Origin of the sequence: Dorea sp. OM07-5 (assembly GCF_003481355.1) — a bacterium.
In the GTDB taxonomy this organism is placed as follows: Bacteria; Bacillota; Clostridia; order Lachnospirales; family Lachnospiraceae; genus Dorea_D; species Dorea_D hominis.
In genome coordinates this window covers 384-27,043 of sequence record NZ_QUKZ01000017.1, presented here as the reverse complement: position 1 = coordinate 27,043, position 26,660 = coordinate 384, and the positions used below count along the sequence as shown (strand labels likewise).

Annotated in this window: 28 protein-coding genes and 1 pseudogene; 4 read left to right on the top strand and 25 right to left on the bottom strand. The window is 41.4% G+C overall.

Going from position 1 to position 26,660, the window contains the following annotated elements:
• Positions 1–70: 70 nt before the first annotated feature.
• From hisF to DXC04_RS13130, 12 genes and pseudogenes are all read right to left on the bottom strand, one after another.
• The gene (gene hisF, locus DXC04_RS13185) at positions 71–832 is read right to left on the bottom strand and encodes an imidazole glycerol phosphate synthase subunit HisF (RefSeq protein WP_118661189.1); all 762 of its coding nucleotides are present in this window, start codon (positions 830–832) and stop codon (positions 71–73) included.
• A 15-nt stretch (positions 833–847) separates the two neighbouring features.
• Entirely contained in the window at positions 848–1,453 is a 606-nt protein-coding gene (hisH, locus tag DXC04_RS13180) for an imidazole glycerol phosphate synthase subunit HisH (RefSeq protein WP_021861320.1), read from the bottom strand.
• Positions 1,454–1,549: 96 nt separating this feature from the next.
• A complete protein-coding gene (locus tag DXC04_RS13175; RefSeq protein WP_021861319.1) occupies positions 1,550–3,034 on the bottom strand; it encodes a sensor histidine kinase in 1,485 nt (494 codons plus the stop codon).
• Positions 3,035–3,712, bottom strand: coding sequence for a response regulator transcription factor (locus tag DXC04_RS13170; RefSeq protein ID WP_117538396.1), 678 nt, complete (start codon positions 3,710–3,712; stop codon positions 3,035–3,037).
• A gap of 57 nt (positions 3,713–3,769) precedes the next feature.
• Entirely contained in the window at positions 3,770–4,009 is a 240-nt protein-coding gene (locus DXC04_RS13165; protein WP_117538395.1) for a hypothetical protein, read from the bottom strand.
• Positions 4,010–4,031: 22 nt separating this feature from the next.
• Entirely contained in the window at positions 4,032–4,502 is a 471-nt protein-coding gene (smpB, locus tag DXC04_RS13160) for an SsrA-binding protein SmpB (RefSeq protein ID WP_021861316.1), read from the bottom strand.
• The gene (rnr, locus tag DXC04_RS13155; protein WP_118661188.1) at positions 4,495–6,642 is read right to left on the bottom strand and encodes a ribonuclease R; all 2,148 of its coding nucleotides are present in this window, start codon (positions 6,640–6,642) and stop codon (positions 4,495–4,497) included. The genes smpB and rnr overlap by 8 nt, the downstream gene beginning before the upstream one ends.
• A 92-nt stretch (positions 6,643–6,734) precedes the next feature.
• The gene (gene secG, locus DXC04_RS13150; RefSeq protein ID WP_117538392.1) at positions 6,735–6,980 is read right to left on the bottom strand and encodes a preprotein translocase subunit SecG; all 246 of its coding nucleotides are present in this window, start codon (positions 6,978–6,980) and stop codon (positions 6,735–6,737) included.
• Positions 6,981–7,066: 86 nt separating this feature from the next.
• Positions 7,067–8,416: a phosphopyruvate hydratase gene (gene eno, locus DXC04_RS13145; protein ID WP_021861313.1), complete on the bottom strand. Its 1,350-nt coding sequence runs from the start codon at positions 8,414–8,416 to the stop codon at positions 7,067–7,069.
• A 37-nt stretch (positions 8,417–8,453) separates the two neighbouring features.
• Complete coding sequence (locus DXC04_RS13140) at positions 8,454–9,791, bottom strand: MATE family efflux transporter (protein ID WP_118661199.1); 1,338 nt, start codon at positions 9,789–9,791, stop codon at positions 8,454–8,456.
• A 267-nt stretch (positions 9,792–10,058) separates the two neighbouring features.
• Positions 10,059–10,184: pseudogene (locus tag DXC04_RS13135) on the bottom strand (LysR family transcriptional regulator); the annotation flags it as partial.
• Position 10,185: 1 nt separating this feature from the next.
• The gene (locus tag DXC04_RS13130) at positions 10,186–11,049 is read right to left on the bottom strand and encodes a DegV family protein (RefSeq protein WP_021861311.1); all 864 of its coding nucleotides are present in this window, start codon (positions 11,047–11,049) and stop codon (positions 10,186–10,188) included.
• Between the two features lie 119 nt (positions 11,050–11,168).
• Here DXC04_RS13130 and DXC04_RS13125 point away from each other — a divergent pair, with 119 nt between their 5' ends.
• On the top strand, positions 11,169–11,708 hold the full coding sequence (locus tag DXC04_RS13125; RefSeq protein ID WP_021861310.1) for a TetR/AcrR family transcriptional regulator: 540 nt from the start codon (positions 11,169–11,171) through the stop codon (positions 11,706–11,708).
• On the opposite strand, the gene DXC04_RS13120 is transcribed toward DXC04_RS13125, so the two are convergent.
• From DXC04_RS13120 to DXC04_RS13110, 3 genes are all read right to left on the bottom strand, one after another.
• Positions 11,698–13,092 (bottom strand): NAD(P)/FAD-dependent oxidoreductase, encoded by a 1,395-nt coding sequence (locus tag DXC04_RS13120; protein WP_117538390.1) that lies wholly within the window; start codon positions 13,090–13,092, stop codon positions 11,698–11,700. The two genes, DXC04_RS13125 and DXC04_RS13120, sit on opposite strands and share 11 nt — an antisense overlap.
• 91 nt (positions 13,093–13,183) lie before the next feature.
• A complete protein-coding gene (locus DXC04_RS13115) occupies positions 13,184–14,362 on the bottom strand; it encodes a phosphoribosylaminoimidazolecarboxamide formyltransferase (protein WP_021861308.1) in 1,179 nt (392 codons plus the stop codon).
• Between the two features lie 53 nt (positions 14,363–14,415).
• Positions 14,416–15,129, bottom strand: coding sequence for an IMP cyclohydrolase (locus tag DXC04_RS13110; protein ID WP_118661187.1), 714 nt, complete (start codon positions 15,127–15,129; stop codon positions 14,416–14,418).
• Positions 15,130–15,373: 244 nt separating this feature from the next.
• Between DXC04_RS13110 and DXC04_RS13105 the strand changes: the two genes are divergently transcribed.
• The gene (locus tag DXC04_RS13105; RefSeq protein ID WP_117538388.1) at positions 15,374–16,489 is read left to right on the top strand and encodes an acyltransferase family protein; all 1,116 of its coding nucleotides are present in this window, start codon (positions 15,374–15,376) and stop codon (positions 16,487–16,489) included.
• Positions 16,490–16,601: 112 nt separating this feature from the next.
• Here DXC04_RS13105 and DXC04_RS13100 read toward each other — a convergent pair whose 3' ends face one another.
• The 4 genes from DXC04_RS13100 to DXC04_RS13085 all read right to left on the bottom strand — a co-directional run bounded on the left by DXC04_RS13100 (position 16,602) and on the right by DXC04_RS13085 (position 18,331).
• Positions 16,602–17,213 carry a DUF3841 domain-containing protein gene (locus tag DXC04_RS13100; RefSeq protein ID WP_118661186.1) on the bottom strand — a complete coding sequence of 204 codons (612 nt, stop codon included), beginning with the start codon at positions 17,211–17,213 and terminating at the stop codon, positions 16,602–16,604.
• 91 nt (positions 17,214–17,304) lie between these two features.
• The gene (locus DXC04_RS13095; protein ID WP_021861304.1) at positions 17,305–17,670 is read right to left on the bottom strand and encodes a heavy-metal-associated domain-containing protein; all 366 of its coding nucleotides are present in this window, start codon (positions 17,668–17,670) and stop codon (positions 17,305–17,307) included.
• A gap of 61 nt (positions 17,671–17,731) precedes the next feature.
• Complete coding sequence (locus DXC04_RS13090) at positions 17,732–18,175, bottom strand: transcriptional repressor (protein ID WP_021861303.1); 444 nt, start codon at positions 18,173–18,175, stop codon at positions 17,732–17,734.
• 18 nt (positions 18,176–18,193) lie between these two features.
• The gene (locus tag DXC04_RS13085) at positions 18,194–18,331 is read right to left on the bottom strand and encodes a FeoB-associated Cys-rich membrane protein (RefSeq protein ID WP_021861302.1); all 138 of its coding nucleotides are present in this window, start codon (positions 18,329–18,331) and stop codon (positions 18,194–18,196) included.
• A gap of 201 nt (positions 18,332–18,532) precedes the next feature.
• On the opposite strand from DXC04_RS13085, the gene DXC04_RS13080 reads away from it, so the two are divergent.
• The gene (locus tag DXC04_RS13080; RefSeq protein WP_021861301.1) at positions 18,533–18,898 is read left to right on the top strand and encodes a metal-dependent transcriptional regulator; all 366 of its coding nucleotides are present in this window, start codon (positions 18,533–18,535) and stop codon (positions 18,896–18,898) included.
• A 119-nt stretch (positions 18,899–19,017) separates the two neighbouring features.
• Here DXC04_RS13080 and feoB read toward each other — a convergent pair whose 3' ends face one another.
• The 6 genes from feoB to proC form a co-directional block, all read right to left on the bottom strand.
• Complete coding sequence (gene feoB, locus DXC04_RS13075; protein WP_118661185.1) at positions 19,018–21,201, bottom strand: ferrous iron transport protein B; 2,184 nt, start codon at positions 21,199–21,201, stop codon at positions 19,018–19,020.
• Between the two features lie 79 nt (positions 21,202–21,280).
• Positions 21,281–21,502 (bottom strand): FeoA family protein, encoded by a 222-nt coding sequence (locus tag DXC04_RS13070; protein ID WP_021861299.1) that lies wholly within the window; start codon positions 21,500–21,502, stop codon positions 21,281–21,283.
• Between the two features lie 68 nt (positions 21,503–21,570).
• On the bottom strand, positions 21,571–21,783 hold the full coding sequence (locus DXC04_RS13065; protein ID WP_021861298.1) for a FeoA family protein: 213 nt from the start codon (positions 21,781–21,783) through the stop codon (positions 21,571–21,573).
• 324 nt (positions 21,784–22,107) lie between these two features.
• Positions 22,108–23,976, bottom strand: coding sequence for a heavy metal translocating P-type ATPase (locus tag DXC04_RS13060; protein ID WP_118661184.1), 1,869 nt, complete (start codon positions 23,974–23,976; stop codon positions 22,108–22,110).
• A gap of 57 nt (positions 23,977–24,033) precedes the next feature.
• Complete coding sequence (locus tag DXC04_RS13055) at positions 24,034–24,252, bottom strand: cation transporter (protein WP_021861296.1); 219 nt, start codon at positions 24,250–24,252, stop codon at positions 24,034–24,036.
• Positions 24,253–24,666: 414 nt separating this feature from the next.
• Positions 24,667–25,461 carry a pyrroline-5-carboxylate reductase gene (gene proC, locus DXC04_RS13050; RefSeq protein ID WP_021861295.1) on the bottom strand — a complete coding sequence of 265 codons (795 nt, stop codon included), beginning with the start codon at positions 25,459–25,461 and terminating at the stop codon, positions 24,667–24,669.
• 397 nt (positions 25,462–25,858) lie between these two features.
• Between proC and DXC04_RS13045 the strand changes: the two genes are divergently transcribed.
• Complete coding sequence (locus DXC04_RS13045) at positions 25,859–26,509, top strand: GntR family transcriptional regulator (RefSeq protein WP_021861294.1); 651 nt, start codon at positions 25,859–25,861, stop codon at positions 26,507–26,509.
• Positions 26,510–26,660 lie beyond the last annotated feature (151 nt).

The window sequence follows — 26,660 nt, the reverse complement described above, 5'->3', positions numbered from 1 at the left end:
CTATATGGCAGTTTCATTTCTTATGTATTTTCCTATATATTATTCAATATCATCTGTCCGGCTCCTGTGCCTACAAACGCACGGATACGCCTTTCTCTCGCAGATACTGTTTTACTTCTTTGATCTCCAGTTCTTTGTAATGGAACAGCGAAGCCGCCAGTGCTGCATCTGCCTTTCCATCCGTCAGTGCTTCATAGAAATGTTCCAGCGTTCCGGCTCCACCGGATGCGATTACCGGAATATTTACCGCTTCCGCAATGGCTCTTGTAAGTGCCAGATCATATCCCGCTTTTGTTCCGTCGCAATCCATGCTTGTCAACAGGATTTCTCCTGCTCCAAGGCTTTCTACCTTGCGTGCCCATTCCAGCGCATCAATGCCGACATCTATACGTCCGCCATTTTTGTATATATTCCAGCCACTTCCATCTGCCCGCTTCTTTGCATCAATTGCAACAACTACACACTGACTTCCAAACTTGTCTGCCGCTTCAGAAATGAGATTCGGTGTATTGATTGCCGAAGAATTGATGGAAATCTTGTCTGCTCCCTCGCGCAGAAGTGCCTTAAAATCGTCCACGGTACGGATTCCACCGCCAACTGTAAATGGAATAAATACATTCTCAGCAACTTTTCGCACCATATCTACGACCGTTCCACGATTATCGGAAGATGCCGTAATATCCAGAAATACCAGTTCATCTGCTCCGGCCTGATCATACGCTTTCGCAATCTCAACCGGATCTCCGGCATCTTTCAAATCTACAAAATTCACACCTTTTACTACCCGACCGTTATTTACATCCAGGCATGGAATAATTCTCTTTGTATGCATCTAAACTACCTCCGCTTATAATTCCACAAAATTTTTCAGAATCTGAAGTCCGATATCACTGCTCTTCTCCGGATGGAACTGACATGCAAATACATTGCCTTTCTCCACCGATGCATGAATATGTGTGCTGTATTCGGTTGTCGCAGTTACAATATCTTCCTCAGCCGCCTTCAGGTAATAAGAATGTACAAAATATACATATGGATGTTCCGGAAGATTCTTGAACAGTCTTCCATCATTCTGAAAATCCAGGGAATTCCAACCCATATGCGGTATCTTAAGTCCCGGGTAATCCGGAATTCTTAAAATCTCACCTTTTAAAATGCCAAGTCCTTCCACTCCAGGTGTCTCATCACTTCGTTCAAACAAGAGCTGTAAGCCAAGACAGATTCCGAGAAACGGCGTTCCTCTCTCCACTACTTCATGGATCACCGGCTCCAGTCCGTACTGATGAATCTTTCCCATTGCATCACCAAAGGCTCCCACACCCGGAAGAATAACTTTGTCTGCTGTAAGAATCCGTTCTTTATCTCTTGTAATGCAGACGTCCTGTCCCAGACGGATCATTGCCTTCTCTACACTTTTAATATTACCGGCATCATAATCAATAATTGCTATCATATGTTTTTACTCCTAATCAGTACGTTTTACCATTTTATCACTTTGCCACGTTAAAATAATAGCACATCCCTTATAGCTTGTCGATATGAAACTTTCCTACTTCCGATCCAGTGTAAACCAGAATTCCACGCCATTTTCATAATTCTTCACACCATACTCCTGATGGAAGGATTCCATGATCGCTTTTACAATAGAAAGACCGATTCCATTACCACCATACTCTCTTGTATGCGCCTTATCCACTTTATAAAATTTATCCCAGATATGGTTAAGATCTTCTTCCGGGATCGGCGATCCTGTGTTAAACACTGTTACTTTCGCTCTGCTTTCCTCCATATAAATCTTTACTTCCACAATCTTCTCTCCGTTCAGATGGTGGAAAGCATTGCTCATATAATTACGAATTACCTGTTCTACTTTGAATTCATCTGCCCATACATAGACCGGTTCATCTCGCCGAAAGTTCACCGTAGCATTACCCTGCTGTGCCATGATATCCATACTCTGGATCACGCCTCTGATTACTGCTGTCAAATCAAAACGTTCAAAAGTAATATCCTCATCGCCAAATTCCAGCTGGTTAAGCGTCAGCAGATTACGAACCATATTATTCATCTTGCTAGCTTCGTCAATAATCACATCACAGTAAAAATCCATGCTTTCCGGATCGCTGGTCACGCCGTCCTTCAATCCTTCGGCATATCCCTGTATCAACGCCAGCGGCGTCTTTAATTCATGGGATACATTTCCCAGAAAATCATTACGCATCTGTTCCAGTTTTTCTTTCTGTTCAATGTCTTTCTGCAAATTATTATTAGCACTCTTTAAGTCCGAAATCGAGCGTTCCAGTTTCCACGACATCTGGTTGAAATTCTCGCCCAGTTCCGCGATCTCACTAGGTCCTCCTCCGGTATACTTCGCTTCAAAATCCTGATTTGCCATCTTCTCTGATAATGTAGCCAGTTCTCTTACAGGCGCCGTCAGACGCTTTGAGAAAAACCATACAAGAATTGCACAGATAATAAGCGCAGCAGCTCCGATGTAAAGGAGAAACCGATTCGATAGCTGTACGCTTTCTTTGATACTCTCCAATGGACTCCGAATCAGGAAAGTCTCACCGTCTGAGAATGTTCCCCACATTTCAATATACTCGGTCTGCGTCCACGGCTCTTTTGTCTGCCGGATCTGATAATTCTTTTTCTTTAAAAGAACTTTGCCATTTTTCTGTGCCTGATTAAGAAGGTATCCCATCAGCTGCTTCCGGAGCAGATCTTTATCATGTACATTCGTTATAATACTCACATCATCCGAATCGGAATTCCTGTTATCTAACACCAGAAATGATATATTATTCTTTTCTGCCATTTTCTGAATACGGTTAGATACCGTATTGTCTGTAATGTTGTCTTTTTTTATCGCCGTACGAAGTTCCTTGTACATTTTGATAAATTCAGTCTGCTTATTTCTTACATAATAAGGTTCCAGGAAACGTACATTTGTGATCCACATTGCGCCAATCATACAAACGATCATGCATATAAATACAGCAATCATCTGCCTTTTAATCGACTGTTTTTTCATCTATTCCACCTCGAATTTGTAGCCCATACCCCAGATGGTTTTGATATAATTGCCTTTGTCGCCTAATTTATTCCGAAGTTTCTTTACATGCGTATCAATCGTTCTTGCATCTCCGAAATAATCATAATTCCACACATTGTTCAGGATTTTCTCTCTGGACAACGCAATTCCCTGATTTTCTACAAAATAAGTAAGTAATTCAAATTCTTTGAAACTCAGGTCGATCTCTTTGCCATCGATCTTAACCATATGTGCCGATTTGTCAATCTCAATTCCGCCTGCATCCATTACAGAAGAAGCATCTATGCCATGTGTTCTGCGAAGTACCGCTTCTACACGGGCAACGAGGATCTTCGGGCTGAACGGTTTGGAAATATATTCATCAATCCCGAGATCAAATCCCTGCAGTTCATCCCGCTCTTCCGATCTTGCTGTCAGCATAATAATCGGCACTTTGGAACTCTGTCTTACTTCCCGGCATACCTGCCATCCATCCATCTTCGGCATCATCACATCCAGAATAATCAGAGCAATCTCTTTCTCTTCATAGAAAATCTCCATCGCTTCCATTCCGTCTCCGGCTTCAAGTACTTCAAATCCTTCTCTTTCAAGAAAGTCTTTTACAAGCTTCCTCATCCTGCTCTCATCATCTACTACCAGTATTTTGATCTTATCCATCAAAAACCCTCCTTCTTTGTATCTTATACTACCAAAAAAGTTTGTCTGTTCTGTGAATTAATCTTCCTGTATTCCAAGGATCTCCGCAAGTACTTCAATAATGATCTCATTCGTGCAGGACTTGATATATCCCATCATATGAAGAGAAATCTCATCCTGTTTCTGTGCCTCTGAAAGAGAATCATCATGCTTCGTCTGATCGATGAGCTGGATGAGCTGCGGTGTCAGATCTTCGTAAATATCCAGCGTCTTCTGTGTTACCATTTTCCGTAAATCTTCTTTTTTTACCGGTACCATTCGTGTTCCTCCCTTTCGTGCACTATACGCGAAGATTCCGCACTTTGAAATCTCTCTGCGCTTCTCTCTTCTGGTCTTTCTTCGCAATATCCTGTCGTTTGTCGTACAGTTTCTTACCTTTGGCAAGACCGATTTCTACTTTTACAAGACTGCCTTTGAAATAAACTTTGAGCGGCACGATCGCCATTCCTTTTTCTTTTGTCTTACCGATCAGTTTATTGATCTCTGATTTGTGCATCAGAAGTTTCCGTACACGAAGCGGATCTTTATTAAAAATATTTCCCTTCTCATATGGACTGATATGCATGCCGTAAATAAACACTTCTCCGTTTTCAATACGGATAAAGGATTCTTTGATACTGCATTTTCCCATACGCAGGGACTTTACTTCTGTTCCATGAAGCGCAATTCCTGTTTCAAAATTCTCTAATATAAAATAATCATGGTATGCTTTTTTATTATTGGCAATCATCTTGCCATTTGCCTTAGCCATCCTGTTTTTCCCCTTCCCTTGCAAATTTGAAATCGATTGTCCGTAAGAATCTGTCTGTATCCAGTACACAAATTCTCACACGCTGTCCAAGCTTATAAGTCTTTCCTGTATGCATGCCGACCATCTCATGCCGTTCTTCATAATACTCATAATGATCGTCTGTCATATTTACAACGTGTACCAGTCCCTCTATCGTATTCTCCAGTTCTACATATACACCCCACTTCGTAATACCGGAAACCACGCCATCAAAGTATTCACCGATATGTTTTTCCATGTATTCCGTCTTTTTCAGCTTGACCGTCTCACGCTCTGCCTCTTCTGCTCTTCGTTCCATTTCACTGGACTGTTTTGTCACTTCTTCAAGGATTGCTTCATAATGCGCACGTTTTTCCGGTGTCATCCTGCCTCTTAAATTATCCTTGATGATCCTATGGATCTGAAGATCCGGATATCTCCTTATCGGTGACGTGAAATGGGTATAATAGGAAGCTGCCAGCCCGAAATGTCCGGCATTTTCCGGTGTATATTTTGCCTGTTTCATAGACCTTAATGCCAGACGGCTGATCAGTGGCTCTTCCGGTGTGCCTTCAACTTTGCTAAGCAACTTTTGTATTTCTTTTGGTCGAATTTCATTTACGCCAAGATGCAGGGAATATCCAAAATTATTGATAAACAGCGCAAGTGCCTGCATCTTTTCCTCATCCGGTGCTTCATGCACACGGTATACAAATGGCAACTCCTGCCAGTAATAGTCTTCTGCCACTGTTTCATTTGCCAGCAGCATGAAATCCTCAATCAGCTTCGTAGCCACATTTCTCTCATATGCACGAATCTCAACCGGTCTGCCTTTTTCATCCAGAATTACTTTTGCTTCCGGAAAATCAAAATCAATCGCTCCACGCTGTTTTCTGTGTGCTCTTAAGATTCCCGATAACTTTTCCATCTGTCTGAACATCGGGACCAGTTCTTCGTATTTTCTGCATTCTTCCTCGTCCTCTTCTGTCAGGATCTTATTTACACTGGTATAACTCATTCTCCGGTCTACATGGATCACCGTCTCAGTGATTTCGTGATCAATCACAACACCCTTCGGGCTGACTGTCATAATACAGCTCAGTGCCAGTCTGTCTTCTCCTGCATTCAGCGAACAGATCCCATTGGACAATGTCTGTGGAAGCATCGGTATCACGCGGTCTGCCAGATATACACTCGTTCCACGCTTCAAGGCTTCTCGATCCAGTGCACTGTTCTCCTGCACATAATTTGTCACATCTGCAATGTGAACGCCGAGAATATAATTCTCTCCTTCTTTTACAAGCGAAACTGCATCATCCAAATCTTTCGCATCTTCTCCGTCAATGGTAACCATCTGCCAGTTTCTTAAGTCCTTGCGCCCCACGCGGTCTGCCTCACTGACCGGCTTAGCCACGCGCTCTGCCTGGTTCAGCACTTTCTCCGGAAATTCTGTCGGCAGATTGTAGCCTTTGGCGATCGACAAAATATCTGTTCCCGGCTCATTTGCATAGCCAAGAACTTCTGTAATCTCTCCTTCCGGTTTATGTCTGTCATCCCCGTAGGAAGTAAGCTTCACGACAACCTTCTGTCCATCCAATGCACTTTTATCCTTTTCCGCCGGTACAAATATATCCTTTAATATCTTCAAATTATCCGGAAGCACAAATCCATAGCTTTTTCCTTTACGCTTATGATAAAGCCCTACGACGGTCTTAAGCTCATGCTCCAGAACTTTTGTGATCTTGCCTTCCTTACTTCGCCCCTGTGGAGAACGGATAATCGTAAACTCAACCACATCGCCGTCCAGCGCACCACCTGCATTCTCCTCAGCGATAAACGTATCGTCCGGATCGTCTTCTACTACAACAAAGCCGAAGCCACGCTGATTAGCACGGTATCTTCCTGTCAGTTTCTTCGCCTCTCCTTTGCAGTATTTCCCACGCTTGGAAAGATATATTTTTCCTTCTTCTTCCAGCTCTTCCAGAATCATACGAAGAGCATCTCTGTCCTCTTTTGCAACTTGCAGAAGGACTGCAAGTTCTTTAAATTTCATAGGTGTATACAAATCGTCACAGATCAGATCGTGCACAACCTTTTTTCTTTTTTCAAATGTTTTATCCACGTCTTACAAATCCTCCATAAATCCATTTAATATTAGAAAAAAGGCACCCCCATACAGGAGTGCCCTACCCATTCATTCTCATCATCTGCAATCTACGCAAATACTTTTAAATTCAACACTGCTGCCAGCACAATAAAAAGAATCGCAAGCATCTTCGTACCTCTTACAAGTGCTCCTTCCATAGAACGTCCCTTGTTCTGTCCCCAGTATGTGTCTGTTGACATACCTCCGATGGAACCAAGTCCCTGTGTCTTACCTTCCTGCATCAACACGATAGCTGATAATGCGATACAATCTATTGCAAATATAATCATTAAAATCGTTTTTAAAATATCCATCCCTTTACACCTCCTGCGGATAAACCATGTATATTTTATCATAGAGGCGGTAGATTCGCAAGCTTTATTTTCCGGTTTTCCTGTGATTAATTCCGCGTTTTTGTAGGATACTGTGCAATCTCTCCCAGCCGTTCCTCAATCCGCAGTAACTGATTATATTTTTCTACCCGCTCCATTCTGCACGGTGCTCCGGTTTTAATCTGTCCTGCCTGAAATGCAACCGCAATATCTGCAATCATCGTGTCCGCAGTTTCTCCTGATCGGTGTGATATGATTGTCTGATATCCGGCGCGCTTTGCCAGTTCAATCGCATCAAACGCTTCTGTTAGCGTCCCGATCTGATTTACTTTGATCAGAATCGCATTTGCAACTTTTTTCCTGATTCCTTTTTTCAGCCTCTTCGTATTTGTCACAAACAAGTCGTCCCCCACAAGCTGTGTATGAAGCCCAAGCCTTGTCGTAATCAGTTCCCAGCCATCCCAATCTTCTTCGTCCAGTGGATCTTCCAGTGATACAATCGGAAAACGTTCCAGAAGCTCTTCGTAATAATCAATGAGTTCCTCAGATGACCGGACGCAAGGTTTCCCCTGCATCTTTCCTTCTCCTTCGAATACATACTTCTGAAAAGTAGAATCATACAGTTCGCTCGCTGCCACATCCAGTGCAAACGTAATATGCTGTCCCGGTTCATATCCGGCACGCCGCACTGCTTTTTCCATCCATTCCAACACGGTCCCGGCATCCGGAAGATCCGGTGCAAACCCGCCTTCGTCACCGACCGCAGTGCTTAATCCTTCTTCTTTCAGGATCTTTTTCAGCATCTGATACACTTCCGCACACATCCTTAGTCCTTCCTTATATGTCTCTGCTCCAGATGGTACGATCATAAATTCCTGGATATCGATCGTATTGTCGGCATGTTTTCCCCCATTCATAATATTCATCATCGGAACCGGAAGCATCTTCACATTTACACCGCCCAGATATGAATACAGCGGTATGCCAAGTGAATTTGCAGCCGCTCTTGCAACTGCCATGGATACTCCAAGCATTGCATTGGCTCCCAGATTGGATTTATCTTTCGTTCCGTCCAGTTTTTTCAGCATCTCATCGACTGCTGCCTGATCAAAAACATTCATCCCAATCACCGCCGGTGCAATTCTGGAATTTACATGGTCTACTGCCAGCTCCACTCCCATACCGCCGTATCGTTCTTTTGTATGTTTTATTCCCGGTTTCTTTTCCAGGTTCTTCTCCCTTTGCCTGCCATCCCTTAGTTCCACGACCTCATAACGCCCGGTCGATGCACCAGACGGCACAGACGCCCTGCCACAAAATTCATCCGCCGCAAGCACTTCTACTTCTACAGTCGGATTACCTCTGGAGTCCAGGATTTCTCTTGCGTACAAATCCGTGATCGGTAAATATTTGTACATGTTTTTCCCTCCTTACAGAGGATATTATGCACCGGTTTTACGTTTCTGATACACCCGGACGTGCATGAACTTTCCGTCGCACAAAATAAAAACAGATGACCTGAAGCACAATCGTTATCATCCATGATACCGGATAAGAAATAAATAAAATATCCAGTGAACGATGGCTCGGGAAGATTCCAAAGATCCATACAATTCTCGTACCTACTGTTCCTATGATTGACAGGATCATCGGCACAGATGAATATCCCATACCACGAAGAGCTCCCGGAAGGAGATCCATGATACCACACAGAAAATAAGTAAGTGTCGTATAAGTCAGAACTTCCATTCCACAACTGATAACCCGCGGATTCGTTGTATATATTTTCAGTACCTCCGGTCCGAAGAAATACATTCCACCGCCAAGAGTCAGCATAACTACAACCGATAAGATTATACAGTCAAACAGTACCCGATCCATTCTCTTCCATTTACCGACTCCGTAATTCTGGCTTGTAAAACTCATACATGCCTGTGTGATCGAGTTCGTTGACACATACAGGAATCCAAACAAATTGTTGGCTGCTGTATACCCTGCCATTGCAATTGAACCAAAAGAGTTTACCGAAGATTGTAATAATGCGTTGGAAAAATTAATAACTGTGCTCTGGATTCCCGCCGGCAGTCCTACCTGGAAAATCTGCTGCACATAGCAGCCACGAATCTTAAGATCTCTGAAACGTAACTGATAACTTGCCTGTGACCGTTGCAGACAGCGAAGCACAAGCGCACAGGAAATTCCCTGCGCAGTAACAGTTGCGATTGCCACTCCGGCAACGCCCAGATGAAAAGCAATAACGAGAAAAAGATTCAGACACGCATTGACAACACCTGATACGATCAGGAACAACAATGGCCGCTTTGTATCTCCGACTGCACGAAGGATCGCCGCACCATAGTTATACAGCATAAAAAATGGCATCCCGGCAAAATAAATCCGCATATATAAAGTGGACTGACCGATAACATCATCCGGTGTTCCCATAAGTTCCAACGCACCTCTGGCAAAAAAGATACCGACAAACAACATTACTACACCGCTTATAAGCGCCAGCATAATCGCTGTATGTACCGTTTCCGACATTTCTTTATCTTTTTGTGCTGCATAGAATCTTGCTGCGAGCACATTTGCCCCAAGTGATATTCCGATAAATAAATTCGTAAAAATATTAATAAGTGCTGTTGTTGAACCGACAGCTGCCAGTGCCTGACTTCCGCTGAATCTTCCAACCACAATAATATCTACCGCATTAAACAAAAGCTGTAAGATTCCGGACAAAATTAACGGCACAGAAAAAGAAATCAATTTGTCCATAATGGTTCCATTGCACATATCAATTTCATATTTATTCTTTTTCAATTGATTCACCTCTCCTTTAGATTTTCAATTACTCATACCGCAATAAGTATAACACTTCTGTTTTACTTCTGTAAACCAGCATCACTTGTTCACACTTTAACCGGCCAGCACATGATCCAGCGGTGTATCTTCCCGAGGTGAAAATCATCTTTTTTTAAACACGTAACATTCCGGCAACACATTCCAGCAGAGTCAGAGACAGCATAACATTGATGATACGGAAATTACCGGAAAGCAGAGTTCCTTCTCCACTTCTTTGATCGCACTGGAAAGGCTGGGTTGTGAAATATGCAATTCCCGCGCGGCTTCACTGATCGAGCCTTTCTCTGCCACTGTAAGAATATATTTTAAATGTTGTAATGTCATATTATCCTTCCCTGCAGATTCCTACCACGCCAAATGCTCCCGGACCTCCGTGACAGGTGATCACACCCCCGGTACGCACCCATGTGATTTTCTTCACACCACACTCTTTTGCGGCATTTTCTGCAATTTCTTTTGTATGTTCATCCATTCCCGGAGACCAGATCAGATACAATTCACTAAGATCCAGTTTCTGTTCTTTGATATATTCCGGGATTACTTTTACTGCAATCTTCTTCATTTTGCCACGATGCTTCTTCGTTGCCTGCAAATATCCATCCAGGATCTCAATCTGTGGATGCAGTTTTAACAACTCTCCTGCAATTGCCGCACCATTGCTGACTCTTCCGCCTGCTCTTAAGAATTTCAATGTATCAGGTATAAAACACATATGTACACTTGCTGAAATCTTCTCCGCCGCTTCTTTCGCCTCAGAAAGTGTCCACTCCGGATGCGCCTTAATTGCTTTTGCGGTTTCAACCACCACCATATACTGACCTGCTGCCACATGTTTTGTATCCACACAGGCAATTCTTTCAATATCATCTGTATCAATTGCAATCTGGGCGCTCTGGTAAGAACAGGTTGTCACTGCTGAATATGCCAGATATAAAAGCTCACACTCCGGATCTTCCTCTCTGATTTCTGCGATCACACGCCGGAAATCTTCCGGTACGCTTCCACTTGTCCGCGGCAACTCACCGGTCTTCTCATAATACGCATAGATTTCTTCTGCCGGAAATGTTCCGTCATCCTTCGTATCTTTTCCAAAGGAGACATGCATCGGCACTAATTTTATCCCATATTCTTTCGCCACTTCTTCTGTTATATCCGAACCCGTCTCGGCTAAAATCACAATCTTGCTCATTCTAAATAATTTCCCTTCATCTTTATCACGTAGTTTTTATTACTACATTTAATTGTATCTCATACATATCTGTGATACAATTTACAAAAGACGTGAAAGTGTAAGAAAGGAGCCTTCTCATGACACGAAAATTATTTTCCAGAAAATATACAAAACGGACACGTTTTACCCGACAGTGTATCGGAGAAGCGATCATTGCTCTCGTTTACAAAAAAGACTTTGATTCCATTACCATCTCCGACATTGTAAAAACTGCCGGCGTATCCCGCATGACTTTTTACCACTATTTCAAAGATAAAACCGAAGCTCTCGGCAACTATCTGCAGGAAGTCATTGACGGTTATCAGGAAGTCTGCCCGAAAGACATTACCCTTGTCATGCTTCGCCGTGAGACATCGATCCGTCAGGCACTGCATTATTTTGATCAGTACACTTCTCTGTTTCTGACATTGGAAAAAGCCGGTTTGTACTCCCTTATGATTAATGCCATCAATGACTATATGCGTATTTATGTCGCTCCTTATTACTCCGGTTCTATCTATGAACTGTATTTTTACGCAGGTGCACTTTTAAATACATTCATCGAATGGGAAAAAGGAAAAAAGAAAGAACCTGTCGATGAAATCGTACAGATTCTTCTTTCTCTGACTACTGATTAAGGATACAGCGCGCTACCCACAGACCATTCGCAGATGCCTGCTGCAGTCCTCTTGTAATGGAAGCACCGTCTCCCATCGCACGTAATCCTTTGATGCTGGTCTCAAAATCCTGTCCAACTACAACTTTATTGGAATAGAACTTCACTTCCACGCCATACAGCAATGTCTCATCCGACGCAATACCCGGTGTTACTTTATCAAGTGCCTGGATCATCTCGTCAATCGCAACCATGATTCTGTGTGGAAATACCAGTGACAGGTCTCCCGGCACTGCATCTTTCAGTGTCGGCGTAATATTGTTACGGTGAAGACGCTCTTCTGTTGTTCTTCTTCCCCTGCGGAAATCTCCGTATCTCTGTAACAGGATCTTACCGTCACTTAACATATTGCCAAGCTGTGCGATATGTTTACCATATTCGATTGGTGATTTAAACGGCTCTGTAAAATTCTTGGATACAAGAAGTGCAAAGTTTGTATTCTTTGTCTTCATATCTTTTGATTTATAAGCATGTCCGTTTACAACGGCAAGCCCGTCATCATAATATTCTGTCGCAACTTCTCCTGACGGATTCGTACAGAATACACGCACTTTATCATCAAAGGTTGGTGTATAGTATACAAGCTTTGCTTCATACAGTTTCTCATTAAGTTCCTTCATGATCTCATCACGCACTTCCACACGAACACCGACATCTACTGTACCATTCTTGGTATCGATGCCATGTTCCTTACAGATATGCGAAAACCACTCAGAACCTTCACGACCGATTCCGGCTACAATTTCCGGTGCATAGAACACCTCGCCCTGCTCCGTGAGCACACCTTTTGCAACACCATCTTCTACCAGAATGTTCTTCACCATTGTCATAAATTTTATCTCAACACCGCTCTTTATCAGATGTTCCTGCAGTCTTGTATAAATCTTATAACCTTCTTCCGTTCCCAGATGACGGATCGGACATTCGATCAGCTTCAGATTCGCACGGATTGCTTTAGTACGAATTGCTTCGATTGCCTCATAGTCTTCAATGCCGTATACCTTCTTATCTGCTCCGAATTTCAGATAAATATCATCTGCCTCATGAATCAGTTCTTCTGCTTTCTCATATCCTAAAATCTCCGGCAGTGTACCGCCGACATCCGGTGACAGCGATAATTTTCCATCGGAAAATGCTCCTGCTCCTGCAAATCCGGTTGTGATGGAACACGGCTGACATCCCACGCAGACTTTCGTCTTACGCTTCGGACACTGTCGCTTTTCTATAGATCTTCCTTTTTCCAGCATAAGGACTTTCAGATCCGGTTTCTGCCGCGTCAGTTCATAGGCACAGAAAATTCCTGACGGACCTGCTCCTATAATAATTACATCATATTGATTATTCAATTATTTTCACCTTCCTGGTTTTATATTCGTGCCACACTCCTATGGCACAGAACAAACCGGTGAGAACTCCCCGGCTGTTCTGGTAATGGATCTAGTGATGGAACAGACGAATACCTGTAAACGACATTACCATATCATACTTGTTACATGTATCGATCACATTGTCGTCACGTACAGAGCCACCCGGCTGTGCAATGTATTTTACACCGCTCTTGTGGGCACGTTCAATATTATCCCCAAATGGGAAGAAGGCATCCGATCCAAGTGATACATCTGTCAGCTTATCCAGCCATTCTCTCTTCGCTTCTCTTGTAAATACTTCCGGTTTTTCTTTGAAAATATTCTCCCATGCCCCGTCAGCAAGTACATCCATATAATCTTCACCAATGTAAAGATCGATCGCATTATCTCTGTCTGCACGGCGGATTCCATCTACAAACGGAAGATTCATTACCTGCGGAGACTGTCTTAACCACCAGTTATCTGCTTTCTGACCTGCCAGACGTGTACAGTGGATACGTGACTGCTGTCCTGCTCCGATACCAATTGCCTGTCCGTCTTTGACAAAGCATACGGAATTTGACTGTGTATATTTCAGAGTGATCATAGAGATCGCAAGATCGATCTTTGCCTGCTCTGTCAGTTCTTTATTCTCAGTCACAATCTTAGCAAAGAAATCATCATCAATCTTTAATTCATTTCGTCCCTGCTCAAAAGTAATTCCAAATACTTCTTTGTGTTCCATCGGATCCGGTACATAATCCGGATCGATCTGGATAACATTGTAATTGCCTTTTTTCTTTGCTTTTAAAATCTCCAGTGCTTCCGGCTCATAGCCCGGTGCGATCACACCGTCTGACACTTCTCTCTTGATCAGCTTTGCAGTATCTACATCGCACACATCAGACAACGAAATAAAATCACCGAAGGAAGACATACGGTCTGCTCCTCTTGCTCTTGCATAAGCACTTGCTAGCGGAGACAACTCTCCAAGATCATCTACCCAGTAAATCTTAGCCAGTGTATCGCTCAGCGGAAGACCTACCGCAGCGCCTGCCGGTGATACATGTTTAAAAGAAGTTGCTGCCGGAAGTCCGGTTGCTTTCTTAAGCTCACTTACAAGCTGCCATCCATTAAACGCATCCAGGAAATTAATATATCCCGGACGTCCGTTTAACACTTGGATCGGCAGATCTTTTCCATTCTTCATATAGATCTTAGATGGTTTCTGATTCGGGTTACAACCATACTTTAATTCTAATTCTTTCATGTTTACACTCCTGACTTTTCATATGTGATTTCTATATTCTCTATATTCTGTTCTTACTGGTTCTTGTTGACAATTCTTGTCTCATACTCTCCTGTTTCGATATCAATATAACGTACAAATAAAGATACTTTATTGTCTTCATTCAGGCTGTTCCACAGAAGCTCTGTAAATGCATCGATTCCATCCGGGATCTGAACAAGCTTCGGCTCTCCCTCAAAGCTTGGCAGTGGATTGGCATCATGCTGGTATGTATGAATGAAATGTCCTTCTCCTGCTGCCGGATTCTCATATGCAAATGTATAGCGGTTACATCCGGAAGGATCACCATTATTACTCTTAAGAATAGACATGGCATAGTTGTATTTTCCATTCTCAATATGCATAATACCGGAAATACGTGGTGTATAGTTCGGTCCGTCCGGTTCAAATTCACGGCTTCTCAATGACTGTTCGAATGTCATCTGCTTATCCATACCTTCATAGATCGTATCGGTCTGATCTCCGTTTGTAACGATCGTCTTATTCCCCAGTACACGAACCGGTGCATAGATAATCAGGCTCGGATCTGTCAGTTTCGCCGGATCAAATGCCTGCGTACGGATTCCCTGTCCGTCTTCTACAAACACACGGTTCCGGCTGTTCTCACTTCTTCCCATAATAAAATAGGCAGTTACAGCTTTACTTCCGTCTGCACTTCTGCCTATAACGATACCTCTTCCTGGATAGGAATTTTCTTTCAGTTCTTTTTCAATTGCTAACATTTCCATAAGAATACGTCTCCTTCTTCTGATTGGTTTTAAGCTGTGCATTCATTATATAAGAAATCTGGAATTGATACAAGTGTCAACAACCGAACTCTTTCTTTTGTTTGCTCTGAAAAGCATTAATTTTGTTAAGATTATATTACAATTTTATTACATTTTTATGCAATTTTTATCTTGTACGCAGAAATAAAAAAGAGTAAAATAAATGCGGTTTTAAAATCTATTCGCTAATCCAGGAGCAGATATTATGGAATCAAAGAACAGACAAAGAGATTATTTATTCGATAACTACAAAGTATTATTGATCATTCTGGTCATCATCGGACATTTTACCGAGCCATCCTATCGCAATAATGATTTTTTATATACTTTAAAATGGCTGATTGTGTCCTTTCATATGCCGGCATTCATTTTCATATCCGGCTATTTTTCCAAACGTGAACTGACTTTTGCAAAATTATTTCAAAAACTGGTTATTCCGTATTTGATTTATGAATTTATATATTATTTTTTCTATATTTATGTACTTCATAAAGAAACCAGCTTATATCTGTTATATCCGAAGTTCTCCCTTTGGTATATTTTGGCTTTATTTGCATGGAGAGCTGTCACACCGTATTTCAAAAAGCTTCCATACTATATGTTGCTTTCTGTCGGACTTGGGCTCTTGATCGGATGCAGTGATATGGCTGACAATTTTTTAAGCCTGCCGAGGATTCTTGTATTTTATCCATTTTTCCTCGCCGGAACTATATTTTCCAGAGATACTCTGAATACTCTCCGCACAAGAAAATGCCAGCTCTTTTCCGCATGTGTTATTGCAACATTTATTCTTTATTTGATTTTAGATGAAACACACACAGAATATTCGCCGAAAATTTTTTATGGCAGATACAATTATGATTTCTTAGGACAGACAAACGCCGAAGGAATCTTCTGCCGGTTATTCTGTTATGCAGTAAGCTTCATTCTTACATTTGCTATTTTTAGTCTTATCACAGACCGCCAGAATCTGCTTTCCTATATTGGAAGCCGGACAATGGCAATTTATCTGTTTCATGGACTGACCTATTCTTATCTGAAAGAATGTACAACACTGCTGGATCATGTGGATACTCTGACAGAATCTCTCATTCTGCTCTTCTTCTGTACGGCTCTGGCACTGCTGTTTTCTGCATTGCCATTCAGCAGACTGACCGGCTTGGTTTCCAATCTTCCTGCAGTACTTAAACTTTCCATACAACAGTTGGCTTTCCCGTTCCGTTTTCTTCCTGTGCATTATCTGGAAGTTTCCAATCCGGCACTGGAACCTGGAACGCTGCAGTTGTTTAGCTGTACCCTTTCCACTAACAGAGCAGATTAAAGACTTTCCTTCATTAGCGACGTACGCCGCCTGGCGCACTCATATAAAAAGAAGACCTCTGTACTTCAGAAGTCTTCTTTTTATGGTGATGACGTATATTGTCTTTATACCTTTATCCTTCAATCAGATCTGTATCATCCGGAATCTCCTCTCCCGGATGAACGATTTTACGCACCCACTCTTTTCTGATTTCCCAGATATTGCCACAAACATTGAAGATTGTCCATTTATCAATCCGGAATGCTCTCTTCCAGCTCTCCCGAATCTTTGCAACTTCTTCCGGATACATTCCTTTATAACGTCCTTCAAAAAATTCAAAACTGTTGCTTACTCCGATCTCTTTCAGATGCTTCTTATAGGCCGCCGCATCTTCGTCATTATTCGGCAGGTATATCCGGTTCAGTACATAATCCCATTTCACATCGTCAAAATAAATAACCTTATCTTCCGGTACTTCCAGTACATACACGACGGTTCCCGGAATCGGTTTTAAACAGTTATCTTTGCTGATGGAACACCAGATCGGTGCATGCACATCTTCCGGCTTTGGAAGCATCTTCGCTGCTTCTTTTGTAAACCAGTCATAACTTTCCATAAAGAGTGGAGCAATATCTCCAAAATGCATCTCTACATATACGCGGTGGTTGATAATTCTTCCATCCCGCTCAAGCTGCCTGAGTGTCTTATCGTTCTGTCTGGTATACAGTCTTATCATCTTCCCCATGACATTTCCTCCTTATCCGTCTGCAGATCACTTTATCCGCTCTTTCCTCTGGTTTTATTATAAAGCGTCAAGATAGAAATGTCATTTTCTTTTAGGAAAATTTTAATCCGTCCGGTTCATAACCGCTCTGCCAAATCGTGCTCATAATCTCATCTTCCGGCATTTTTTCCTTCATATGTATAACTGCCTGCGCTTTCGCAAGATCTACGACTGCATAAACACCTTCTTTTTCGTTAAATGCATTCTCAACTCTCTTTTTGCAATTAGAACAGGTCATTCCACTGACTCCGACTGTACATGTGTACGGATAATGTGACACATTCTTATCTTTAACCTTAACCTTCTTCACATTATCTCCGCCACCGCCGCAACAGCCGTGTGCTGTTCGATTTATCATACTTCTGATTCCGACTATACAAATTACAACCAGAATCAGACAAATTACGATTGTTGCCATTGCAATTCCTTCCCATTGTCTTTTTTCTATATTACTGTCTCTTCTGGATCTGCTATGACTCTTACATGCAAGACTGCATCTCTACACTGCGGATCTTCTGATCATTCACATAGCCATATGCTTTCAAGCCTGCCAGAATCACGCGATTCCATGTCTTTGCTGAAAAATGCTTTACTGTATTATCATCAAATTCCACCGTACATGCATCTTCACGGTCACACTCTGCACCGCATGAGATCTTATACATGTTCTTCCTGCTGATAGCTCCGATCTCTTCCAGCTTATTTACCATACGATAAACCGTAGCCGTTCCAATACCCGGATCTACCTTGGATGCCCGATAATAAATCTCTTTGCAGCAGGAACACTCTTCTTCCAGAATCACATCCAGAAGCATCCGTCTCTGTTTGGTGATTCTGCACCCTTCCTCTCTCAGCCGCTTGATGATCATATCTTTCTGCATCTTCGTTCTCTGATAATTCTGATTGGAATTTTCGTATGCCATAGGTACCTTCCTCCCCGATTAGTGACAATGTCCATTACAATGTTTACAATCACATCCACACTGTAATGATTTTCCGTTCTTTTTATCTTTAACCATACTTCTGATAATCAGTCCAACAACTGCAAGTACTACTGCTCCGACAATAAAAGTTGCCATATGATCGCCTCCTAAATGATAAGTATTTTCATTTTTATAATAGTTAGTATATGCTAACCATCATTGTCTGTCAATACCATTATTAAATATTTTTTATCATTTTCTGATAATTATTGTTTCGTTGCTGACACTTTATTTCTGTGCTATAATGAATTTAAATGTTGGAAACAAAAGATTTCATATGAAAAGAGGTGATCTGTATTGGTTATAAGGGAATCTGCCGAAGACTATCTGGAAACGATCCTCGTTCTTCAAAACCGTCTTGGCAATGTACGCTCGATCGACATTGCCCAGGAGTTATCCTACTCAAAGCCAAGCGTCAGCGTCGCTATGAAGAATCTGCGTGCTGACAATTACATTAAAGTAGACGAGAACGGACATATCCATCTGACAGGAAGTGGTCTGGAGATTGCAAACAAGATTTATGAACGTCATACTTTCCTTACCGGCTGGCTAACATCCATCGGTGTCGATGCCGACATTGCTGTTGAAGATGCCTGCCGTATTGAACATGTAATAAGCGGACAGAGTTTTGAAGCGATTAAAAAATACATTGCAGAGCGTTAAAATAATGCGTTCGTCAAATGTTGCCATGCAAGCATGACACATTTCTCCGTCGCACTAATAAAAAGCAGTTGACTCACTTAGAATCAACTGCTTTTTTTAGACGTATGTATACCTATGGCTTATTTTGCTTTTGCTGTAGTCTTGATATTAACATTTAAAGTCTGGCTCTCTTTGTATGGACGGAAGAGCATGTATAAGAATCCGATCACAATCAGGATTGCTACTACTACACCGATTCCGAATCCACCGCCTGTTGCCAGGGTACCGAACTGATAAATACACAGAGATACAAGATAAGCAAGGATACACTGGTATCCGATTGCAAACCAGAACCATTTAATGTTGTTCATCTCTCTCTTAATAGCTCCCATTGCTGCGAAGCAAGGTGCACACAGAAGGTTGAATACGAGGAAGGAATAAGCTGCAATCTGAGTCATGCTGCTTGCAAGTGTTCCCCAGATTTCTTTTCCGTCTTCTGCAACTTCTGCAAATCCGAATAACTGTCCGAATGTACCTACTACGTTCTCTTTTGCTACAAGACCTGTGATAGCTGCAACTGCCATTTTCCAGTTACCCCATCCAAGTGGTGCGAAGATCCATGCAATCAGGTTTCCGATCTTAGCAAGAACACACTGAGCCTGGGCTGCTTCCATTGCTGCTCCTTCAAGTCCGTCAAAGTTCAACATTCCAAAGTGTCCGTTTGTCCATCCGAAGTTCAATAAGAACCAAACAACGATAGTTGAAAGTGTGATGATCGTACCAGCTTTTTTGATGAAAGACCATCCACGCTCCCACATACTTCTTAATACATTTCCTGCTGTAGGCATATGATAAGCAGGCAGCTCCATTACGAACGGTGCCGGCTCACCGGCAAACATTTTTGTCTTCTTCAGCATGATACCTGAACAGATAATTGCAGCGATTCCTACAAAATATGCACTTGGTGCAACCCATGAAGCATTTCTGAACAGCGCACCTGCGATCAGGGCAATGATCGGAAGTTTAGCTCCACATGGGATAAATGTTGTTGTCATAATTGTCATCTTACGGTCTCTGTCGTTCTCAATTGTACGAGAAGCCATTACTCCAGGGACTCCACATCCTGTACCGATCAGTATCGGGATGAAAGATTTTCCGGAAAGACCGAATTTGCGGAAGATTCTGTCCATGATAAATGCAACACGTGCCATGTATCCACAAGACTCTAAGATTGCAAGGAAGAAAAACAGAACTAACATCTGCGGTACGAAACCAAGTACGGCACCGACACCGGAAATGATACCGTCAACGATAAGACCCGTTAACCAGTCTGCGCAGCCAATTCCTTCAAAGAAACTCTGTGCTGCCGGAATGATCCACTCACCAAACAGTGTATCATTTGTCCAGTCTGTTAAAATTCCACCAAGTGTTGAAATAGATACATAATATACTGCATACATGATGACTGCGAAGATTGGAAGCGCAAGCCATCTGTTTGTAACGATACGGTCAATTTTATCAGATGTTGTAAGCTTCTCACCTTTTTTCGCTTTTGTAACACACTCTCCGATAATAGAAGAAATGTATACATATCTCTCATTTGTGATGATACTTTCTGTATCGTCATCAAATGCATCTTCCAGTTCTTTAATTTCAGAAGAAACATCAACTGTCTGTTTCATCTGTGTCTGAATCTTGTCATCCTTCTCCAGAAGTTTGATTGCAAAGAATCTCTTCTGATCATCAGATACGATTCCTGAAAGCTTTCCTTCAACCTGCTCGATCACACTCTCAGCTTTTGTTGAAAATTCGTGAACCGGTGCCCCTGCACTCTTCTGGTTAGCAAGTTTAACAGCTTGCTCTGCTGCTGCTTTGATTCCTGTTCCCTTTAATGCAGAAATCTCAACTACATCGCATCCAAGTTTTTCTTTTAATTTGTCAAGATGGATTTTATCTCCTGTCTTAGCAAGAATGTCCATCATGTTGATTGCCATAACAACCGGGATTCCCAGTTCCATGATCTGTGTAGACAGATATAAGTTTCTCTCAATATTTGTACCATCTACAATATTGATGATCGCATCCGGTCTCTCACCGATCAGATAGTTCCTTGCTACGACTTCCTCCAGTGTATATGGAGATAATGAATAAATACCCGGTAAGTCCATGATTACAACATCTTTATGTCCTTTTAACTTACCTTCCTTTTTCTCTACTGTAACTCCCGGCCAGTTACCAACAAACTGATTGGAACCAGTCAGTGCGTTAAATAATGTTGTCTTACCGCTATTCGGATTACCTGCAAGCGCAATTTTTACTGACATATTTTTTCTCCTTCATTAATTATTGCTTTCTGCTTGTTTCGCCTGTCTTGTTAGCATCTGCTAACTACTGGTTAAAAATTTATTCTACCTCAATCATTTCGGCATCTACTTTCCTTAAGGACAGTTCATATCCTCTTACAGTTACCTCGACCGGATCACCAAGCGGTGCTACTTTTCTTACAAAGATCTCAACACCTTTTGTAATACCCATGTCCATGATTCTTCTTTTTACCGGACCAGTACCAGTAAGCTTTGCAACTTTGACAGTCTTCCCAACGGCTACATCTTTCAGAGTTTTCATTCCCTTAATCCCTTCTTTCATACCTTTATTGTTATCTTTTTATGTTCCTTCGGAACGAGCTTCATGGATTATACCATGATTTTATTTGCCATATCTTTACCGAGGGCAACTCTGGAATCTTTCACATTAATGATCAGATTACCTCCGACTTCCGACACGACCGTTACAATACCTCCGACTACAAATCCAAGGTTTTCCAAAAACCGGCGTGTCTCTTCTTTTCCACCAATTTTTTTAATTGTACATTCTTCACCTGGTTTTACCATTGCTAACGGCATCATCTTACCCCTTCCTTCTACATATTAATGATAAACGTTTTCATTTTACTTTAGTTAGTTTATGCTAATTTATCTTTTCTGTCAATATTTTTATTGATTATATTTTCTCAATAGCCGTGTCATCTATCAATGTCATTATAACTTAATCATGCAAAAGCCAAAGAATTTTCAACATTTTCTGGATGTTACATCAAAATCAGAAATCTGCCGCCGCAGTTTTTTCTTGGTACTATGGCATTTTTAATAAAAAAAAGCGATAACACAAGAACATTTGTGTTATCACTTCTTTTTTATTATACGATTTTATACTTATATTTGAAGCGAGTATTATATATTTTTCACAAACAATGCGCGGATCGCATTTAATACGGCAATCACCATAACTCCTACGTCTGCGAAAATAGCCATCCACATATTTGCAACACCGATTGCTCCGAGAAGCAGACAAATTCCCTTGATTCCAAGTGCGAAATAAATATTCTGATAAACAATTCGAATACATTTTCTTGCAATTTTGATCGCCTTTGCAATTTTCAGCGGATCATCATCCATCAGCACAATATCTGCCGCTTCAATTGCTGCATCTGAACCAAGCGCACCCATTGCAATACCGATATCTGCTCTGGAAAGTACCGGTGCATCATTGATTCCGTCGCCGACAAATGCAAGCTTTTCTTTTTCTGTCTTCTGTTTCAACAGTTCTTCAACTTTTGCTACTTTGTCGGCTGGCAGTAATTCGCTGTGTACTTCCTGGATTCCAAGTTCTTCTGCCACCTGCTCTGCTACATTTTTAGCATCTCCGGTCAGCATAACCGTTTTCTTAACACCTGCACGCTTTAACTCTGCTATTGCCTGTGCTGCATGTGGTTTGATCAAATCAGAAATAAGAATATGACCTGCATATTTACCGTCAACTGCCATATGGACAATCGTTCCCACACTGTGGCAATCCATATAGGAGATTCCAAGTTTCTTCATAAGTTTCACATTTCCTGCTGCAACCAAGATTCCATCTACTTTGGCAGTTACTCCATTTCCACCAATCTCTTCAATATCTGTCACACGGTTACGGTCAATCGACTTTCCATAAGCCTTCTGTAAGCTCTTACTGATCGGATGTGAGGATGAGCACTCTGCCAGCGCTGCATATTCCAGGAGCTTCTCTGCATCCATCTCATTATGATGTACACCACTGACTTCAAACACTCCCTGCGTCATTGTACCTGTTTTATCAAATACTACATATTTTGTAGAAGCGAGTGTCTCCAGATAGTTAGAACCCTTTACCAGAATCCCCTGATTACTTGCTCCGCCAATACCGGCAAAGAAACTAAGCGGAATACTGATTACCAATGCGCACGGACAACTGATTACAAGGAATGTAAGTGCACGGTAAATCCAGTCTCCCCATTCTGGTGCAAGTCCCAGAGCAATCATTCTTACCAGCGGTGGCAGAACTGCAAGTGCCAGCGCACCGTAGCAGACTGCAGGTGTATAATATTTAGCAAATTTTGAAATAAAGTTCTCGGATCTTGATTTTCTGGAGCTTGAATTTTCCACCAATTCCAGGATCTTTGATACTGTAGATTCTTCAAATTCTTTCGTTGTACATATTTTAAGTACACCTGTCATGTTAATACATCCGCTGATGATCTCATCTCCCGCCTTCACTTCGCGCGGAAGGCTTTCTCCTGTCAGTGCACTTGTATTAAGAGTGGAACTTCCTTCCAGGATCACACCATCGATTGGTACCTTTTCTCCGGACTGTACCACGATTGTCGTTCCTACTTCAACTTCATCCGGATCTACCTGTTCTAACTGTCCATCTTTTTCGATATTTGCATAGTCCGGGCGAATATCCATCAATTCACTGATATTACGGCGGCTCTTACCAACTGCATAGCTCTGGAACAACTCACCGATCTGATAGAAAAGCATAACGGATACACCTTCAGTATAATCTCCCAGTGCAATGGCACCAACTGTCGCTACTGCCATCAGGAAATTTTCATCAAAGACCTGTCTGTTCAAGATTCCCTTCCCGGCTTTTCTCAAAATATCATAGCCAATGACAAGATACGGAACCATATACAGTGCAAATCTTACATATCCTTCTACCGGAATCCATTTCAGTATAATGATTAATGCAAATGCAATAATAATTCTGATAAATACTTTTTTCTGCTTCTTATTCATTACCGGACCTCCCAATAATACTTGCAAATCTTATTTTATAATCTTCCCACCGAAATCTTATAAAAATATCTCGCAGTCATCTTCTACTTTCTTACAGTTTTTCAGAACTTCTGGCATAACAGCTTTCGGATCCTGACCTTCTTCAAATTCAACGATCATCTTTAATGCCATAAAGTTTACAGTTGCATCTTTCACTCCTGCTGTCTTCTTTGCTGCATCTTCCATTTTGTTTGCACAGTTTGCACAGTCAACATCGATTTTGTAAGTTTTTTTCATAATTTTGTTCTCCTTTAAATATCCCTTATTTTCGTTTTATCATATGAACAGTTATTCATATGTTTGTTTTTATTATACTCCTGCTTACAGTTCTGTCAATATATTTTGCGGAAATTATTATGGAAATTTCCAATCATTATATACAACTCGCTTACACAAATTCATCCGCACAAGTTCATGCATTTTCCTCGTAGCCTTAAATCGAGCAGGCATTCCCTACTCGATTAGTATACTTCGTACACAAAAAGCAACTGCCTCACGATTATACTTCGTAAAACAGTTGCTTTTTCCCCGATATTCTTTTTAATCCTCAACTTAAGAAGGTTCTATATTACATGATGTTAGATTCAAAAGTTGCCCTGAGCCACTCATCTGCAAGTGCATCATGTTTTTAGTTTATTGCCCCTGGCATCATTACATGCTCTTAGATACTTCTTCGCAAACTTTCATTGCTTCGATAATAGAGCTTCTGAAACCAAGTTCTTCCAGAGTACGTACGGCCTCAATTGTTGTTCCTGCCGGTGAGCATACCATATCTTTTAATTCTCCTGGATGTTTACCTGTCTCAAGTACCATCTTCGCACTTCCGAGAACAGCCTGTGCTGCAAATTTGTATGCCTGCGGTCTTGGCATTCCACCAGAAACTGCTGCATCTGCCATAGCTTCAATCATCATATATACATATGCCGGTGAGCTTCCGCTGACTGCTGTTACTGCATCCATCAATTTCTCCGGTACAACTTCTACTCTGCTGAAGCTTTCCAGAATTGTCTTCACATATGCAATCTCTTCTTCCGTCATATGCTCGTTCGGGCATGCTGCTGTCATACCTTCTCCAACCATAGCCGGTGTATTCGGCATTGTACGTGTGATCTTCACAGCTTTTCCAAACTGATCAGCAAGCCATGTTAATGTCTTACCTGGTGCGATTGTAATGATTAACTGCTCCGGTTTTACAATATCTTTGATCTCAGCGATTACATCTGCATAAAACTGTGGTTTTACAGATAAGATTACAACTTCTGCTTTTTCAATAACTTCTTTATTACTATCTGTAACGTTAATTCCAAACTGCTCTTTTACCCTCTCTCGTCCCGGTGCAAATAAATCTGCTCCGATAATCTCCTCTGCCGGGAAAATATTTTTTTTAATTACTCCACCCATGATTGCTGAAGCCATATTGCCTGTTCCGATAAATCCTAATTTCATTATAAATACCTTCCTTTTTCCTGCGGTTATGTTCCATTTCCCTTCTTATATCTCTCACTTCTCTTCTTAAATTATATGCTTCCTCGTATCCTTCACTTTTTCAAATGATATAATTCCTCATATCTTCTCTATGATCCACAATATAATCCTGTACTTGCAGAAGCTATCGCTGTCTGCTTTCCTTAAATGTGAAATGGTTTCAAAGAAAAAATGGTATACATTTCGCAAATTTGTATACAACTTGTTTCTATGGTGACTATAACACTACTTTCTATAAAAGTCAACACTATTTTTTAATTTTAATATTGAATTTTGCGCTAAAAATCGTTATAATTTGTATACAATTATAATTATATATACTTTATTAACGACTCTTACAACAACGAAGAGGTGTATAATGGCTGAGAAAAATATATCACTGGCAAATCGTGCCTATACAATTATTAAAGAAAATATTATGAATCTGACTTATCCGCCGGGAATGACTCTAACGGAAGCAAAACTTACAAAAGAACTTGGTATGAGCCGCAGTCCTGTGCGATCCGCTATCCAGATGCTACAGAATGAAGGTCTGATTGTTTCCGACTATTACAAATCTATGATGGTAAAAGAAATTACAGATGAGGATATCACGGAAATTTATCAAATCCGTGAATTATTTGAAGGTGCGGCTTTCGAGCTCATCTTCACATCCGGCAGATACGAGGAATATTCCTATCGTATTGAGGAAAAAGTCGTGCGTATGTGTGCGGCTGCCGGAGATCTCTACAACTGGGAACTGGCAGACGCAGCCATGCACAGGGAGATCATCAGTATTTTTGAAAATGAACGAATCAACCGCATCTATGAAAATAATCTGACAGAACTTGTACGGATCGGACAGTATTCTATTAAAAATGGTATGGCAATCCCGAAGACAAATGATAACCTCAAGAAGATGATTCAGTACATGCGCAAAGGCAATTACGAAAAAGCTTTTGCAATATTAAAAGCAGACCATTTCGGTACAGGAAAATCCGCTGCTTTAAATGGTCCGCGCAATATTTAGCTACTATATTACAGCACAAAAAAGATATCCGATTTGTAATTACTCATTACTTTATCAGATATCTTTTTTATTTATATAATATTACAAAACCCGGCACAGACAGTTTCCTCTGGCTGTTGTAGAAGAAACAGAAAAACCTGTAAGCCATAGT